Below are 16,920 nucleotides of genomic sequence, written 5' to 3'. Positions count from 1 at the left end.
GGAGCGTCTCCCGGGCCCACCCGCGTCAACGCAACACCACCTGCGGTTCACCGGCCCGGTCGAGCTCCAGGACCCACACCTCGTTCACGCCCTCGCGCAACACCGGACCCGGCACGTACAAGGCGTCCTGCGGACCCGCCGACCAGTAGCGGCCCAGACAGAACCCGTTCACCCACACGAAGCCCCGCCCCCAGCCCGGCAGTTCGAGTGCCGCGTCCCCGGCCCCCGACACCTCGAAGGACCCCCGGTACAGGCCCCGCCCCTCGCCCTCCGCCGGCGCGGACGGCAGAGCGGCCACCCCACCAGCCGTGAAGGCGTCCAGGCGCAGCCCCCGCGCCCGCACCCCGTGCAGGAACTGCCGCTCGTGCAGCAGCCCGCCCGTGACCCCCTTCGGCTCACCCGTGCGCGGCCCGTAGTTGACCCGCCCCAGGGACTCCACCCACAGCTCCACGCGCGCGTGCCCCGCCACCGGCTCGGCCAGGGCGGGCTCCTCCTCCGTGAGCACCCCGGCCCGCTCCCCGTCGACGTACACGACCGCCAGATCCCGCAGCCCGCGCGCCCGCAGCGGATACGGCTGCCGGGGCCCCGGCACCGTCACCGCGTACCGCACCAGGCCACGGTCCACGTCAAGGTCCTCGAACGACGGCGGCACCGCGTGCTCGGCCTCAGGGCCGCCCAGCGCCTCCAGCACCCCGTCCAGGCCCGTGAACGCCGTCAGGTGCGCCGTGACCGGACCCGGGAGGACCGCCGGCTGCCGCGGCACCTCGGGCAGCGGCCCTTCCGCGTACGCGGCGAGCACCTCCCGGAACAGCCAGAACTTCTCCGTGGGGCGGCCGAACTCGTCGATCGGGGCGTCGTAGTCGTACGACGTGACATCCGGTTCGAGCGGCCCTTCGTGCAGCGCGCCGCCACCCCGGTTCGCGCCCGCCCAGCCCCCGAAACTCGTCCCGCCGTGCGCCATGTACAGATTCACCGACGCCCCGCACTCCAGGATCTCCCGCAGCGCGTCCGCCGCCTCCCGCGGATCCCGCACGACATGCTTCGCACCCCAGTGGTCGAACCAGCCGCACCAGAACTCCATACACATCAAAGGCCCCCCGGCCCGGCGCCTACGCAGCGTCGCGAAGGCCTCACGCGCGCGGGAGCCGAAGTTCACCGTCGCGAGCACCCCCGGAACCGACCCCCCGCTCAGCATGTGGTCCTCGGGCCCGTCCGACGTGAACAGCGCCGCCGTCACCCCGAGCCTCACAAGAAGGTCGGCGAGAGCCCGCAGATAGCGCTGGTCCGAGCCGTAACTGCCGTACTCGTTCTCCACCTGCACCATCAGCACAGGACCGCCCCGGTCGACCTGCCGCTCCACAATCTGCGGCAACAACACCCCGAACCAGCGCTCCACCGCCGCCATGAACTCCGCATCCCTGGTACGCGCGCGTGCCCCAAGGTGTCCCGTCACCCAGTGCGGAAGCCCCCCGTTCTCCCACTCCGCGCAGATGTAAGGGCCCGGCCGCACGATCACCCACAGCCCCTCCCGCCGCGCCGCATCCAGGAAACGCCCCACCGCCGCCACATCGCGCACCTCACCGGGCCGCGGCTCGTGCAGATTCCACGGCACATACGTCTCCACGCAGTTCAGGCCCATCGCCCGCAACATCCGCAGCCGGTGCGCCCACTGCTCCTCGTGCACCCGGAAGTAGTGCAAGGCCCCCGACAACAGCCGCACCGGCCGCCCGTCCACCTCGAAGCCGTCCCCGCCCACCCGGAAATCCACCATCACGTGCTCCTCCGTGCCTGATGGGCGCGGCACCCACCGGCCGCCACCCTCACCTCTGGCGGCCGACGGGGTCCATGGACAAAGATCGGCCGGTGTTGGACGGGGACGCCCGCACGCACCACCACGGGAGGGGACAATTGCCCACGTACCACACCTGGATGCGGTACTTCACACCCAGCCCGGCCCACCACCGCCTCGGCCTCGTCTGCCTCGGCGTCGGACTCCAGCACGGGCCACTGCCCACCGTCGGACCCCGCACCCTCGACCACCACGTCGCCGTCGTCATCACCGAGGGCAGCGGCTGGTACCAGGACGCCGAAGGACCCCGCCGCCCCCTCACCGCCCCCGCCCTGATCTGGCTCACCCCCGGCCGCCCCCACCACTACGGCGCCGACCCCGAAACCGGCTGGGACGAGTGCTTCGTCGACTTCACCGGGCCCGCCACCACCACCTACACCGAACTCGGCTACATCGAACCCGACCGCCCCGTCGTCCCCCTCTCCGACACCACCCAGGCCCGCGCCGCCGTCGGCCGCATCGCCCGCGCCGCCCGCCGCGGCAATCCGCTGTTGGAGGTCGAGACCGGCGCCGCCGTCCACGAACTCCTCGTCGCCCTGCGCCGCGCCCGCGCCGACCTGGCCCCCGACGGCGACCCCGTCCTCCAGGCCCTCGCCCGGGACGCCTTCCAGCCCCTGTCCGTCGCCGCACACGCGGCCCGGCACGGCATGACCCCCGCCGAACTGCGCACCGCCGTCCGCCGCGGCGCCGGCTGCAGCCCCAAGGACTACCTCCTCGGCATCCGCCTCGGCCGCGCCAAGGAACTCCTCGCCGCCACCGAACTCCCCGTCGCCGCCGTCGCCCGCCGCGTCGGCTACGACGACCCCGCCTACTTCTCCCGCCTCTTCACCCGCCGCGTCGGCACCGCACCCGTCCGCTTCCGCGAACAACAGGGCCGCGCCGTACCCGGCGGCTGGTCCGACAAGATCCCCGACCCCGACGACCCACCCATGCTCCACGTAGGCTGATCCGTCATGACCACCAGCAAGCCGAACGACAAGCCGGCAGCCGACCCGGCCGTGCGCGCCGAGCTCGCCCGCCTGCGCGACAGCATCGACAACATCGACGCCGCCGTCGTCCACATGCTCGCCGAGCGCTTCAAATGCACCCAGCAGGTCGGCCACCTCAAGGCCCAGCACGAGCTGCCCCCGGCGGACCCGGCCCGCGAATCCCGCCAGATCGAGCGCCTGCGCCAACTCGCCGAAAACGCCAAACTCGACCCCGCCTTCGCCGAAAAATTCCTCAACTTCATCATCAGCGAAGTCATCCGCCACCACGAACAAATCGCAGCCCAGTCCAGCCCCGCCGGCGATTGAGGCGCGGGGTCCGGGGCAGCGCCCCGCGGCCGCAACCCCGGCGAACCGCCACATGATTCACCCTGTCCCGATGTCAGTGGCATGCGGCAGCATTACCGCATGCCCGTACTGACACGCAGCGAAGCGCAGACCCGAGCCCGGCTCATCGACGTCCAGCGGTACACCGTCGAACTCGACCTGACGACCGGCGCCGACACCTTCGACTCCCGCACCGTGATCCGGTTCACCGCGCGCACCGAAGGCGACACCTTCGTCGAGCTCAAGCCCGCCGAACTGCGCTCCGCCACCCTCGACGGGCAGCCCCTCGACCCCGCCTCCCTCACCGAGAACCGGCTCCCGCTCACCGGCCTCACCGAAGGCACCCACGAGCTGCGCTTCGACACCGCCATGCGGTACTCGCACACCGGCGAGGGCATGCACCGCTTCACCGACCCCACCGACGGTGAGACGTACACGTACACGCAGCTGTTCATGGAAGACGTGCAGCGCGTCTTCGCCGCCTTCGACCAGCCCGACCTCAAGGCGACCTTCGACCTCACCGTCACCGCGCCCGAAGCCTGGACGGTCCTCGCCAACGGCATCACCGAACACCTGGGGGAGGGCCGCTGGCAGGCCGCCACCACCCCACTGCTCCCCACCTACCTGGTCGCCGTCGCAGCGGGCCCCTGGCACTCCATCCGCACCGAACACCGCGGCCTCCCCTTCGGCCTGCACTGCCGCCGCTCCCTCGCGCCGTACCTCGACGCCGACGCCGACGAAATCCTCGACGCCACGCGCGCGTGCTTCGACCGCTACCACGAGAAGTTCGAGGAGCCCTACCCCTTCGACTCCTACGACCAGGCCTTCGTCCCCGAGTTCAACGCCGGCGCCATGGAGAACCCCGGACTCGTCACCTTCCGCGACGAGTTCGTGTACCGCTCCGCCGTCACCGACACCGAACGACAGACCCGCGCCATGGTCATCGCCCACGAGATGGCCCACATGTGGTTCGGCGACCTCGTCACCCTGCGCTGGTGGGACGACATCTGGCTGAACGAGTCGTTCGCCGAGTACATGGGCTACCAGACCCTCACCGAGGCCACCCGGTACACCGACACCTGGATCGACTTCGGTGTCGCCCGCAAAACCTGGGGATACGACGCCGACCAGCGGCCCTCCACCCACCCCGTCGCCCCCGAATCCGTCCCCGACACGGCCTCCGCACTCCTCAACTTCGACGGGATCTCCTACGCCAAGGGCGCCTCCGCGCTCCGGCAGCTGGTGACCTGGCTCGGCGAGAAGGACTTCCTCGCCGGCATCAACACCCACTTCAAGCGCCACAAGTTCGCCAACGCCACCCTCGCCGACTTCATCGAGTCCCTCGCCTCCGGCACCGAACGCGACGTGCACGCCTGGGCCGACACCTGGCTGCGCACCACCGGCGTCGACACCCTCACCACCTCGGTGACCGAGAGCGACGGCACCTGGAGCCTCGCCGTCGACCGACAGGGCAGCCGCCCCCACCGCATCGCCCTCGGCCTGTACGACCACGCCCCCGCCGACGCGCACGGATTCGTCCTGCGCGAACGCCTCGACGTCGAAGTACCCGGCGGCAGCGCCCCGTTGACGCTCCGCGGCCGACGCCCCGCCCTGATCGTCCCCAACGACCAGGACCTCACGTACGCCAAGATCCGCCTCGACACCGCATCCGAGGAAGCCGCCCTGCGCGGCCTGTCCGGCATCCCCGACGCCCTCACCCGCACCGTCGTGTGGAACACCCTGCGCGACATGGTCCGCGACGGCGCACTGGCACCCGACGCCTACCTGGAGACCGTCGCCGCCCACCTCCCCCAGGAGAGCGACCTCGCCCTCGTCCAGGGCGTCCTCGCCTTCGCCCACACCCAGGTCGCCGACCGGTACACCGACCCCACCGAACGACCCGAAGCCCTCGACCTCATCACCGCCCTCTGCGAGGACCTCGTCCGCCGCACCGAGGACGGCAGTCACCCCGGACTCCGCCTCACCGCCGTACGCCACCTCATCGACGCCGCACGGCACGCCGACGTCATCCGCGACTGGTACGACTCCGGGGCCGTCCCCGGCGGGCCCGAACTCGACCCCGAACTGCGCTGGCGCATCCTCGGCCGGCTCAGCGTCCTCGGCGCCGTCGACGAAGCCGTCATCGACGCCGAACTCGCCCACGACCCCAGTGCCACCGGACAAGAAGGCGCCGCCCGCTGCCGCGCCGCGCTGCCCGACCCACACACCAAGGCGGAGGCCTGGGCCGCGATGTTCACGACGAACCCCGCCGACGACCTGTCCAACTACCTCTTCACCGCCACCGCACAGGGCTTCTGGCAACCCGAACAGGCCGACCTGCTGCGCGGCTACGTACCCCGCTACTTCACCGACGCCACCGCGCTCGCCGCGCGCCGCGGACCCGCGATCGCCGAGGCGGCGGGCCGCCACGCGTTCCCCGTCTACGCCATCGACGCGGACACGATCCGCGTGGGCGACCAGCACGTGGCAGACGCCACCCCCGCCCTGCGCCGCAAACTCGCCGACCAACTGGACGACCTGCGCCGAGCGTTGCGGGTACGCCAATCAAGCCCGTCCGGCGATTGAGGACGAGCCCGAAGGGCGATGGGGTCCGGGGGCGCAGCCCCCAGACCCCAACCCCGGCACAAACAGCAGGAACACCCCACCCGGGCCCCGGAGGGGCTTAGGCCCTGTCGTCAAACTCCCGTCTGCGCCGCGACGCCTGGCACGCACGCTCGCGGCGTTGCCGAAAAGTCCGAGTAGCTCCTCCCCCAAGCTCTTAAGGAGCAGGGGGGACCCCCTTCTAGGACCTTCCGGCGCCTTGCGATCGCACGCCCCAGACGCCGCGGCGCCGCCCTTCGGGCGACGACGGGAGTTTGACGACAGGCCCTAGCACACCCACCCCCAGCCCCACGCCCACCCATACCACTTTCGGGTCAGCTTCATCGGTACGGCGGACGCATCAGCACGCAAAAGGCAAGCTGATGCATCACGTACGCCAACCACACAAAGGACCCGTATGCGCAGCACGCCGCCCCTCGCCGGAGGTACCCAAGGCCCCGACGCTCTGCGGCCGTTGCTCGCCACCGTCCTCGACGCCCTGCACAAGGGCGCCGCCCACCGAGGCGGCCCACTCCCGGCAGGCGGACCCGAAGCCGTCACGGCGCAACTCCACCACACCGTAGGAGAGTTGCTGCCCACCCACGGCACGGGCCCCGAGGAAGCGCTGCGCACCCTCGTCACCGCCCTCACCGAAGGCGCCGCCGACCCCGCCGACCCCCTCTGCGCCGCCCACCTGCACTGCCCGCCACTCGCCGTCGCCACCGCCGCCGACCTCGCCGCGAGCGCACTCAACCCCTCCATGGACTCCTGGGACCAGGCCCCCGCCGCCTCCGCCCTCGAAACCCTCGTCACCACCCTCCTCGCCCACGAGGTCTACGGCCCGGGCTCCCGCCCCCCGGCCGCGGACGTCTCAGGCTCCCGGCCCGCGGCCGCGGACGTCTCAGGCCTCCGGGCTACGGACGCGGACGTTTCAGGCCCCCGGCCCACGGCCGCCGACGCCTCCCGCTCCCGACCCGCGGCTGCCGAAGCCTCACGCTCTCGGCCCACGGCCGCAGACGTCTCAGGCCCTCGGCTCACGCACGCCGACGCCTCACGCTCCCGACCCACGCACGCCGACGCTTCAGGCTCCCGGCCCCCGGCCGCCGATGCTTCAGGCCCCCGCCCCACGGCCGCCGACGCCCCACGCCCCCGGCCCACAGCCCCCCACGCCCCAACCACCCCCACCCCCGACGCCCTCGTCACCACCGGTGGCACCGAAGCCAACCAACTCGCCGTCCTCCTCGCCCGGGAAACCGCAGAGGCCACCGCCCCCGGCGAACCGGTCCACCTCCTCGTCGGGGCCAACGCCCACCACAGCCTCGCCCGCGCCGCCTGGCTCCTCGGGCTGCCCGAACCGGTCACCGTGCCCGCCCCCGCCGGCACCCTCGACCCGGCTGCCCTCGACGAAGCGCTCACCGCGCTCCCGGGGCCCAAACTCGTCGCCGCCACCGCCGGCACCACCGACGCCGGACTCATCGACCCGCTCCCAGAAATCGCCGACATCTGCGAGCGGCACGGCGCCCGCCTCCACATCGACGCCGCCTACGGCGCAGGCGCCCTCTTCAGCCCCCGCGAAGCCCCCAAGCTCCACGGCCTCGCCCGCGCCCACACCGTCGCCCTCGACCTGCACAAACTCGGCTGGCAACCCGTCGCCGCCGGCATCCTCGCCGTCCGCGACACCGCCGAAACCAGGGCCCTCGGCCACCAGGCCGACTACCTCAACGCCGACGACGACACCGAAGCCGGACTCCCCGACCTCCTCGGCCGCTCCCTGCGCACCACCCGCCGCCCCGACATCCTCAAAACGGCCGTCACCTTCAAAGCCCTCGGCCGCACCGGACTCGCCGCCCTCGTCGACGACGTCACCGCGCTCGCCCACCACCTGGCGCAACTCATCGACGCACACCCGCACTTCGAGCTCTACGACACCCCCACCCTCACCACCGTCCTCTTCCGGCCCACCGGCGCCACCGACGAGACCATCGCCACCATCCGCCGCACCCTGCTCACCGAAGGCCGCGCCGTCCTCGGCCGCGCCCGCATGGACGGAAAGCTCCACCTCAAAGCCACCCTGCTCAACCCGCACGCCACCCCCGAAGACCTCACCGCCCTCCTGGAACTGGTGGAAGGACACACCCCCCGATGACAGCCGAGTCAGCCGCGCCCACCCCCCACCCCGCGACACCACCCACCGAAGCACCCCGCGACCTCGTCGGCATCGGCATCGGCCCCTTCAACCTCTCTCTCGCCGCACTCGCCCACCCCCTCACCGAACTCGACACCGCCTTCTACGAACAGCGCCCCGCCTTCCACTGGCACCCCGGCCTGCTCATCGAAGGCGCCACCCTCCAAGTCCCGTTCCTCGCCGACCTGGTGACCCTCGCCGACCCCACCAGCCACTGGAGCTTCCTCAACTACCTCAAAACCCGCGAGCGCCTCTTCCCCTTCTACTTCGCCGAACGCTTCCACATCCAGCGCGCCGAATACGACGCCTACTGCCGCTGGGTCAGCGAAAGCCTCCCCGGACTCCACTTCTCCCACCAGGTCGACGCCGTCCGCTGGAACCCCGAACGCGCCCTCTTCGAAGTCGACTTCACCCAACTCGATGCAGAAGGCGAAGCCGAAGCCCTCGGCCGCACCTACACCAAGAACGTCGCCATCGGCGTCGGCACCGCCCCCTACGTACCCGAACCCCTCAAGCCGCTCGCCGAAGCCCCCACCGTCCCCGTCGTGCACTCAGCCGACTACCTCACCCACCGCGAACGCCTGCTCGCCGCCGAACACATCACCGTCATCGGCAGCGGCCAGTCCGGCGCCGAAATCTTCCTCGACCTGCTCCGCGCCCGCCCCGCAGGCCGCGAAAAGATCACCTGGCTCGCCCGCAGCGAAGCGTTCGCACCCATGGAGTACAGCAAACTCGGCCTCGAACACTTCACCCCCGACTACAGCCACTACTTCCACCACCTGCCCGAAGCCGAGCGCGACCGCCTCGTACCCGCCCAATGGCAGCTCCACAAAGGCATCGACGCCGACACCATCGCCGCCATCCACGAAGAGCTCTACCAGCGCACCCTGAACGGCGGCTGGCCCGACGCCACCCTCACCCCCGGCGTCAGCATCCGCACCGCAGGACGCGTCGCCACCACCAAGGTCGAACTCCACCTCGAACACCGCCAGCAGGGCACCCGCTCCCGCCTCACCACCGACGCCGTCGTCCTCGCCACCGGCTACAAGGAACGCCCCCTCAGCGGCATGCTCACCGGACTCGACCCCTACCTGCGCCGCGACCACTCCGAACGCCCCCGCATCGACGACCGGTTCCGCCTCGTCCTCGACGACCGCGTCCAAGGCTCCGTCTACGTCCAGAACGCCGAACGCCACACCCACGGCGTCGGCGCCCCCGACCTCGGACTCGCCGCCTGGCGCAGCGCCACCATCCTCAACACCCTCACCGGCAAAGACCCCTACCCGCAGCCCCGGCGCACCGCCTTCACCACCTTCGGCCTCACCGGACACGAGCACCGCGCCCCCCTGCCCGGCCAACAGACAAGAGAGCGCGGCACCATGGTCAAACTCCAGGACTAGCGGCCCGCGCGACTCACGACGTGAACAGACTCACGAGGTGAACACCGGCGTCCCGTCCCGCGTCAACTTCCAGTCCACCGACGCGAAATCGGCCGGATCGAGGACGCCCTTCGCCGTCACCCACTCCGCGATCCGCGTCCGGATCTCCGTCGACTCCGACCACAGCTCCTTCGCCGACGCCACATGCGGGAACGCGCCACCACCGTTCGCCCGATAGTTGTTCACCGCGAACACGAACTGCGCCGCGTCATCCAGGGCCTTGCCGTCGAACTTCACGTTCTTGACCCGCGAACCCGCCGCCTGCGCGATATCGATGTCGTACGTCAGCCCCGACACATAGTCGTAGTTGTAGTCCGGCCGATTGTCCGCGTTCGTCAGCTTGTCCACATCGACATCCGCGCCCGCCGCCGTCCGCACGAAGTACTCCGCCGAGTACTCCAGATACGCCCGCATCTGCGCACCCGTCATCGCCTTCGCCACCAACGTGTTGTCGTACACGTACAAGCTCGACAGATCCCGGATCGTCACGTCACCGGCCGGGATCTCCGACGTACGCGAGAACGGCGACGCCTGCGAAAGCACCGGCAGCGACGCGTACTCCGTCGACGCCAACGCCTTCGTCACCACATCCGCCTGCACCTTGTTGATCAAATCGATGATCGGCGCGTCCTTGTAGCGGGCCTCCACCGTCGTCAGCGCCTGCTTCGCCGTCCCCACGACCTGATTGACGTACTCCACCACCGTCTCGTGCTGCTCCCGCAGCAGCTTCGAGATCTCCGGATCGTCCGCCACCGCATTCGTGTTCCGCAGCGACGCCTTCACCGACTCGACAGTCCAACGACCCTTCTCCCAGACCAGATCGAAGTCGAACAACGCCAACCGCTCGGCGAAACACAGCGGTTCGGACAGCACGACCGTCTTCCCCGTCTTCTCGTTCGTCACCAACTGCTGCTCGATCTCGACGTGCGCGTGCCCCACCAGAATCGCGTCGACCCCCGGCACCTGCTTCGCGACATTCGCCGCCGCGTTCTCCACGTACGGCACCTGATCCCCGTACGACGACTGCCCCGACGCCCCCGAATGCGCCGACACGATCACCACATCCGCGCCCATCGACCGCAGCTTCGGCACCCACTTCGCCGCCTGCTCCTCCAGCCCAGGGAACTTCAACACACCCTGCACGTACGCCTTGTCCCAGATCGCGATCCCCGGATTGGTCAGACCCAGGACCGCCACCTTCACGTCCTTGCCGTGCGGGGTACGCAGCCGCTTCATGAAGTACGGCGGGAACGCCGGCAGCTCCGTCTTCGCGTCCACCGCATTCGCGCCCAGCAGCGGAAACTCGCACTGCGATTCGAACTTCCGGAGCGTCTCGATGCCGTAGTTGAACTCGTGATTGCCGAGCGCCACCGCGTCGTACCCGATCGCGTTCATCGCCCGCGCCATCGGATGCACCGGACCACCGTCCGCGGTGATCGGGTCCACCTTCGCGTAGTAGTACGTCAGCGGAGTGCCCTGGATCGTGTCCCCGGCGTCCACGAGCAGGGTGTTCCCCCGACCCTTCTCCTCCCGCACCTGATCCACCAGCGTCGAGATACGGGCCAGCCCCTGCGCATTGCCCGCCGCGTCCGAGTAGTCGGCGTTCTTGAAGTAGTCCCAGTTGAAGACGTGACCGTGCAGATCCGTCGTCCCCATCACGGTGAACGCGTACCGCTTCCCCGGCTTCTTCCGCTCCGCCGCGGACGCGGACGGCGCGGCCACGGCACCGGCCAGGGTCACCCCGGCACCCGTGGCAGCCGAACTGGCGAGAAAGGATCTACGGTCCAACGACATCGAGGTCTCCTCGTCTACGAGTACGCCAAAGCGACGCGCGTAGATTCTTGCTCACCAACCCCAACTCGCAACAGCCTCACGAGGTTTCGTTTCGATGATGACAAGGTGGGCGCATGGCCAACGACCACCACACCGCCACCCCCGAAGCCCCGCGGATCGCGGTCCGCGGAGAAGCCCACATCGAAGCCGAACCCGAACTCGCCCGCATCGGCATCACCGTCGCCGCCCGCGGCACCGACCGCCGCACCGCCCTCGAAGACCTCACCCGCCGCAACACCCACGTACTCGACCTCATCAAGGGCTACGGGGACGCCATCGACAAAACCGCCACCGGCGCCCTCTCCATCACCCCCGACCTCACCAAACGAGGGCGCGGCGAACGCATCCGCACCTACCACGGACGCGTCCACATCACCGCCGACCTCACCGACTTCACCGCACTCGGCGAACTCACCACCCGCCTCGCCGACCTCGACCTCACCAGCGTCGAAGGCCCCTGGTGGTCCCTGCGCCCCACCTCACCCGTACACGCCCAAGCCAGGCAACAGGCCGTCCGTGAAGCCGTCCAACGCGCCCGCGAATACGCCGAAGCCCTCGGCACCACCCTCGCCGCACTCATCGAGATCGCCGACATCGGCGCCGACGAGATGACCATGGCGGAGCACGCCATGCCCCGCGGCATGATGCGCACGGCCGCCTACGCCGGCGCCGACCCCGAACCCGCCCCCGCACTCGACCTCGAACCCCAACGTCAGCGCGTACGGGCCCAGGTCAACGCGCGCTTTACGATGCACCCGCCGACCCTCTGACCGCTCATCAGAGCGCAGTGTCGCCCAAATTCAAGCCTTGTCAATAGCCCTTCACGTAAAGGTTGTTGAGTAGTCATGACCGACCAATTCTCTACCCGTCGGTAAGGTTTAGGGTCGAAAACATGCGCCGAGCAAAGATTGTCTGCACCCTGGGCCCCGCCACCGACTCGTACGAGCAGATCAAGGCACTCGTCGAGGCCGGAATGGACGTAGCCCGCTTCAACCTCAGTCACGGCACCTACGCCGAGCACGAGGAGCGCTACCAGCACGTGCGAAAGGCCTCCGACGAGACCGGCCGCAGCGTCGGAATCCTCGCCGACCTTCAAGGCCCGAAGATCCGACTCGGCCGATTCAGCGAAGGACCCGTACTACTCGAACGCGGCGACGAGTTCACCATCACCGTCGAAAGCGGCATCCAGGGCGACCGCCAAACCTGCGGCACCACCTACGACGGCCTCGCCGAAGACGTCACCACCGGCGAACGCATCCTCGTCGACGACGGCAAAGTCACCCTCGAAGTCACCGGCGTCGACGGACCCCGCGTCCGCACCCGCGTCATCGAAGGCGGCATGGTCTCCGACCACAAGGGCCTCAACCTCCCCGGCGTCGCCGTCTCCGTCCCCGCCCTCTCCGACAAGGACGAAGCCGACCTCCGCTGGGCCCTGCGCACCGGCGCCGACGTCATCGCGCTCTCCTTCGTCCGCAGCGGCCGCGACATCGAGGACGTCCACCGCATCATGCGGGAAGAGGGCCGCCACCTCCCCGTCATCGCCAAGGTGGAAAAGCCCCAAGCCGTCGACAACATCGACGACATCGTCGCCGCATTCGACGGCATCATGGTCGCCCGCGGCGACCTCGGCGTCGAAATGCCCCTCGAACAAGTCCCGATCGTCCAAAAGCGCGCCATCAAACTCGCCAAGCGCAACGCCAAGCCCGTCATCGTCGCGACCCAAATGCTCGACTCGATGATCGAGAACTCCCGGCCTACGCGCGCCGAAGCGAGCGACGTCGCCAACGCCGTCATCGACGGCACCGACGCCGTCATGCTTTCCGGTGAAACCAGCGTCGGGAAATACGCCATCGAAACGGTCAAGGTCATGGGCCGCATCGTCGAAGCGGCAGAGGAAGACATCCTCGGCAAGGGCCTCCCGCCGCTCACCGAACGCAACAAGCCCCGCACCCAGGGCGGAGCGGTCGCCCGCGCGGCAGCCGAAATGGGCGACTTCCTCGGCGCCAAATTCCTGGTGGCCTTCACCCAGTCCGGCGACACCGTCCGCCGCCTCTCCCGCTACCGCTCCCCGATCCCGCTGCTCGCCTTCACCCCGGAGGCGGCGACGCGCTCGCAGCTCAACCTCACGTGGGGCGTGGAGACGTTCCTGGGCCCGCACGTCGACTCCACCGACGCGATGGTCGCCCAGGTCGACGAACAACTCCTGAAGATCGGCCGCTGCAAGAAGGGCGACGTCGTGGTCATCACGGCGGGTTCCCCTCCGGGGGTGGCGGGCTCCACGAACCTGGTCCGCATCCACCACATCGGCGAGGACGACAGCCCCAAGTAGGGGTGGGCGGTCAGTACTTGGGGCCGATGTGGACGTCCAGCAGGGCGACGTCCTGTTTGCGGGCGACCGAGATGTTGTACGGGTTTCCGTGACGGGTGCAGTGCGTCCACGTGACGCCGAGCTTGTCGAGGGTGTCGGTGTAGAGCTCCCGGATGCAGTCGGATTTGTTGGTGAAGAAGTACCGCGGGTACTCGTAGCGCTTGCGCTCACCGGCGACGACCCGGGTCGTCCAGTTCGTGATCCGACACCCGTCGGAGTGGATGAGACCTCGGATGAACTCCCACGGGTGGGCATCGACGATCTCCTGCTGCCAGTGGGCGAGGGCGATCTTGCGGGTGTGCTTCATGCCGGGGCCGTGCTGGGGGAAGAGGCAGTACAGGTGTTTCGAGACGACCTTGAGGTCGTGGCAGCCGGCCTTTCGGACTCGGCCGATCTGGTTGTGCGGGAAGACCCTGAGCAGGACTGCTGCGGTTTCGCGCGAAACGCCGGGCCATGAGTCGGCACAGGTGATCCGGAGAGTGGGGACGCGGTGGCCTGAGTAGTGGCTGATGCTCCCGTCCCCCAGGTACTGCCCCAGCAGATATGCGTACGCGGCCGAGTCCATGGGCTGGCCGTCGCAGCGCGGGCAGGTCGAATGATGCGCTCCGGGGCATTCGCCCCGCGTGGCGCGGTCCTTGTGTTTCCAGGCGCCGATCGTGCCGACTGGGACTTTCAAAGCTCGCGCCACGTCTGCGTTTGTGGCGCCGTCTCGCAGGAGCGTGATGGCGCGCTGACGCGTTTCCAGCGGATGCATGTCCATGCGGCGAGAGTGCATGAACATGCATCGCCGAGGATACGAAAAGGCGGATGTTCACGAGAACGTGAACATCCGCTTAAGGGGAGTGCCCGGTGTGGGATTCGAACCCACATGTTCTTTCGAACAGATGTGTTTGAGACATCAGCGTATGCCATTCCGCCAACCGGGCAAGGTTGGGTGAGCTGCGAGAGAGCATACCGGGTCTCCGCGTGGCGTCGCAGCTAGGTAGGCTCTTGTGAGCAGCACCCCCCGCCCTGCCTTACCAAGGAGCGCCCCCGTGACCGCCCCCGAGACGCCCGAGCCCGTAGACGCAGTCGACGACGACAAGTCGCACGTCCCGCCGCTGACGACCCGCGTGGTCATCGCCGAGGACGAGGCCCTCATCCGCCTCGACCTCAAAGAGATGCTCGAGGAAGAGGGCTACTCCGTCGTGGGCGAGGCCGGCGACGGCGAGCAGGCCGTCGAGCTGGCCCGTGAGCACAAGCCCGACCTGGTGATCCTCGATGTGAAGATGCCGAAGATGGACGGCATCAGCGCGGCGGAGAAGATCGCCGGCGAGTCGATCGCCCCCGTTCTGATGCTGACCGCGTTCTCGCAGCGCGACCTCGTGGAGCGTGCGCGCGACGCCGGTGCGATGGCGTACCTCGTGAAGCCGTTCAGCAAGAGTGATGTCGTCCCGGCGATCGAGATGGCCGTGTCCCGGTTCACTGAGCTGAAGACGCTGGAGAACGAGGTCGCGGACCTTACGCAGCGGCTTGAGACGCGGAAGCTGGTGGACCGGGCGAAGTCGATTCTGCAGACGGAGTACGGGCTGACCGAGCCCGCCGCGTTCCGTTGGATTCAGAAGACGTCGATGGATCGTCGGCTGTCGATGCAGCAGGTTGCCGAGGCGGTCATCGAGGACGCCGAGGAGAAGAAGGCGTCGAAGGGCTGACGTCGCCTGTCTCGTGTGTGAGGCCCGCATCCCGGTTCAGGGGTGCGGGCCTCAGCCACATCTACGTACGGTCCGAGCCTCAGTCCTCGCCGAGGTACGCCTTCCGTACGGATTCGTCGTGCATCAGGTCTTCGCCGGTGCCGGAGAGGACGATGGAGCCGACTTCCATGACGTGGCCCTGGTCGGCGAGCGAGAGCGCGGCCTGTGCGTTCTGTTCGACGAGCAGGATGGTCGTGCCTTGGGCCTTGAGTTCGTTGATGGTCGACATGATCTTCTGCATCATGATCGGGGAGAGGCCCATCGAGGGTTCGTCGAGCATCAGCAGTTTGGGCTGGGACATCAACGCCCGTCCCATGGCCAGCATTTGCTGTTCGCCGCCCGAGAGTGTTCCCGCTGCCTGCTTCCTGCGCTCGCCCAGGATGGGGAACAGTTCGTAGGCGCGCTGCATGTCCTTGTCGACTGCTGCCTGGTCGCGGCGGAGGAACGCGCCGAGTTGGAGGTTCTCCATGATCGTCAGGCGCGGGAAGATGCGGCGGCCTTCGGGGGAGTGGGCCAGTCCCATCGCGACGATCTTGTGGGCGGGGACGGTGGCCAGCGGCTGCCCGGCGAAGCTGATCTTGCCGCTCGAAGGTTTCAGCAGTCCGGAAAGGGTGCGCAGCGTGGTCGTCTTGCCGGCGCCGTTGGTGCCGATGAGGGTGACGACCTGGCCTTCTTCGACGCTGAAGGAGATGCCTTTGACGGCTTCGATCTTGCCGTAGGCGACCTTGAGGTCCTCGACCTCGAGCAGTGCGGTCACTGGTCGTTTCCTTCCCCGCCGGCCTGGGCTTCCGCGGCCTGGACTTCTTCGATCGCGGTGTCTTCGGGGGCGCCTTCGAAGGGGGTGCCGAGGTAGGCGGCGATGACGCGTTCGTCTCCCTGGACCACTTCGCTGGTGCCTTCGACGAGTTTTTCGCCTTGGACGAGGACGGCGACGCGGTCGCAGAGGTTGAAGATGAAGCGCATGTCGTGCTCGATGACGAGGACGGCGATGCCCTTGTCGCGGATGGCGACGACCAACTCTTCGGTGGCGCGGGTTTCTTGGGGGTTCATGCCCGCTGTCGGCTCGTCGAGCAGGAGCAGTCCTGGTTCGCTGGCCAGTGCGCGCGCGATTTCCAGCTTGCGTTGTTCTCCGTAGGGGAGGTTGCGCGCGAGGTGGTCGCGTTTGTGGGAGAGGCCGATGAAGTCGAGGAGTTCCATGGCGCGTTCCTCGGATCCGCGCTCGGCCTTCTTGAAGCCGGGCCCGCGCAGGAGGGCTGACCACAGCCCTTCCTTTGTCCTCGTGTGGCGGCCGACGAGGACGTTCTCCAGGACGGTCATGTTGGCGAACAGGCGGATGTTCTGGAAGGTGCGGGCGACGCCTGCCTGGGTGACGAGGTGGGATTGGGCGGGGAGGACTTTGCCCTGGTAGGAGACCTGGCCTTCGGTGGGGGTGTAGAGGCCGGTGAGGCAGTTGAAGAAGGTGGTTTTTCCGGCGCCGTTGGGGCCGATGAGGCCGACGATCTCGCCTTGGTCGACGTGGAGGTCGACGTCTCGTACTGCGGTGAGGCCGCCGAAGCGCATGGTGACGCCGCTTGCCTGGAGCACTGTGGCCGTGTTGGTCAT

Annotated in this window: 13 protein-coding genes and 1 tRNA gene; 8 read left to right on the top strand and 6 right to left on the bottom strand. The window is 68.9% G+C overall.

All coding sequences use genetic code 11. The annotated features are described in order from the left end of the window. Window positions 1-25: 25 nt before the first annotated feature. Window positions 26-1,771, bottom strand: a complete 1,746-nt coding sequence (locus OKJ99_RS18465) for a glycoside hydrolase family 35 protein (protein ID WP_326017649.1) — start codon at window positions 1,769-1,771, stop codon at window positions 26-28. A gap of 158 nt (window positions 1,772-1,929) precedes the next feature. Between OKJ99_RS18465 and OKJ99_RS18460 the strand changes: the two genes are divergently transcribed. From OKJ99_RS18460 to OKJ99_RS18440, 5 genes are all read left to right on the top strand, one after another. After that, window positions 1,930-2,796 (top strand): helix-turn-helix domain-containing protein, encoded by an 867-nt coding sequence (locus tag OKJ99_RS18460; protein ID WP_326017669.1) that lies wholly within the window; start codon window positions 1,930-1,932, stop codon window positions 2,794-2,796. 6 nt (window positions 2,797-2,802) lie between these two features. Further along, window positions 2,803-3,144, top strand: coding sequence for a chorismate mutase (locus OKJ99_RS18455; protein WP_326017647.1), 342 nt, complete (start codon window positions 2,803-2,805; stop codon window positions 3,142-3,144). 99 nt (window positions 3,145-3,243) lie between these two features. After that, on the top strand, window positions 3,244-5,748 hold the full coding sequence (gene pepN / locus OKJ99_RS18450; RefSeq protein WP_326017645.1) for an aminopeptidase N: 2,505 nt from the start codon (window positions 3,244-3,246) through the stop codon (window positions 5,746-5,748). A gap of 433 nt (window positions 5,749-6,181) precedes the next feature. Then, window positions 6,182-7,909, top strand: a complete 1,728-nt coding sequence (locus tag OKJ99_RS18445) for a pyridoxal phosphate-dependent decarboxylase family protein (protein ID WP_326017643.1) — start codon at window positions 6,182-6,184, stop codon at window positions 7,907-7,909. Next, on the top strand, window positions 7,906-9,348 hold the full coding sequence (locus OKJ99_RS18440; protein WP_326017641.1) for a lysine N(6)-hydroxylase/L-ornithine N(5)-oxygenase family protein: 1,443 nt from the start codon (window positions 7,906-7,908) through the stop codon (window positions 9,346-9,348). The genes OKJ99_RS18445 and OKJ99_RS18440 overlap by 4 nt, the downstream gene beginning before the upstream one ends. Window positions 9,349-9,378: 30 nt before the next feature. Here the strand turns inward: OKJ99_RS18440 and OKJ99_RS18435 are convergent, their stop codons facing one another. Further along, window positions 9,379-11,181 (bottom strand): bifunctional metallophosphatase/5'-nucleotidase, encoded by a 1,803-nt coding sequence (locus OKJ99_RS18435; protein WP_326017639.1) that lies wholly within the window; start codon window positions 11,179-11,181, stop codon window positions 9,379-9,381. Window positions 11,182-11,294: 113 nt separating this feature from the next. On the opposite strand from OKJ99_RS18435, the gene OKJ99_RS18430 reads away from it, so the two are divergent. Both OKJ99_RS18430 and pyk read left to right on the top strand, forming a co-directional pair. Continuing rightward, window positions 11,295-11,990 carry an SIMPL domain-containing protein gene (locus tag OKJ99_RS18430; RefSeq protein WP_326017637.1) on the top strand — a complete coding sequence of 232 codons (696 nt, stop codon included), beginning with the start codon at window positions 11,295-11,297 and terminating at the stop codon, window positions 11,988-11,990. A 122-nt stretch (window positions 11,991-12,112) separates the two neighbouring features. Next, a complete protein-coding gene (gene pyk / locus OKJ99_RS18425; RefSeq protein ID WP_326017635.1) occupies window positions 12,113-13,549 on the top strand; it encodes a pyruvate kinase in 1,437 nt (478 codons plus the stop codon). A 10-nt stretch (window positions 13,550-13,559) separates the two neighbouring features. On the opposite strand, the gene OKJ99_RS18420 is transcribed toward pyk, so the two are convergent. Both OKJ99_RS18420 and OKJ99_RS18415 read right to left on the bottom strand, forming a co-directional pair. Then, window positions 13,560-14,348 (bottom strand): helix-turn-helix domain-containing protein, encoded by a 789-nt coding sequence (locus OKJ99_RS18420; protein ID WP_326017634.1) that lies wholly within the window; start codon window positions 14,346-14,348, stop codon window positions 13,560-13,562. Window positions 14,349-14,431: 83 nt separating this feature from the next. After that, window positions 14,432-14,514: transfer RNA gene (locus tag OKJ99_RS18415), tRNA-Leu, on the bottom strand. 108 nt (window positions 14,515-14,622) lie between these two features. Here OKJ99_RS18415 and OKJ99_RS18410 point away from each other — a divergent pair. Next, complete coding sequence (locus OKJ99_RS18410) at window positions 14,623-15,279, top strand: ANTAR domain-containing response regulator (RefSeq protein WP_326017633.1); 657 nt, start codon at window positions 14,623-14,625, stop codon at window positions 15,277-15,279. A gap of 79 nt (window positions 15,280-15,358) precedes the next feature. Here the strand turns inward: OKJ99_RS18410 and OKJ99_RS18405 are convergent, their stop codons facing one another. Beyond that, window positions 15,359-16,075, bottom strand: coding sequence for an ABC transporter ATP-binding protein (locus OKJ99_RS18405; protein WP_326017632.1), 717 nt, complete (start codon window positions 16,073-16,075; stop codon window positions 15,359-15,361). After that, window positions 16,072-16,920 carry an ABC transporter ATP-binding protein gene (locus OKJ99_RS18400; protein WP_326017630.1) on the bottom strand — a complete coding sequence of 283 codons (849 nt, stop codon included), beginning with the start codon at window positions 16,918-16,920 and terminating at the stop codon, window positions 16,072-16,074. The genes OKJ99_RS18405 and OKJ99_RS18400 overlap by 4 nt, the downstream gene beginning before the upstream one ends.

Origin of the sequence: Streptomyces endophyticus, from assembly GCF_035798155.1 — a bacterium.
GTDB lineage: Bacteria > Actinomycetota > Actinomycetes > Streptomycetales > Streptomycetaceae > Streptomyces > Streptomyces endophyticus.
This window is presented reverse-complemented; position numbering and strand designations above follow the sequence as displayed.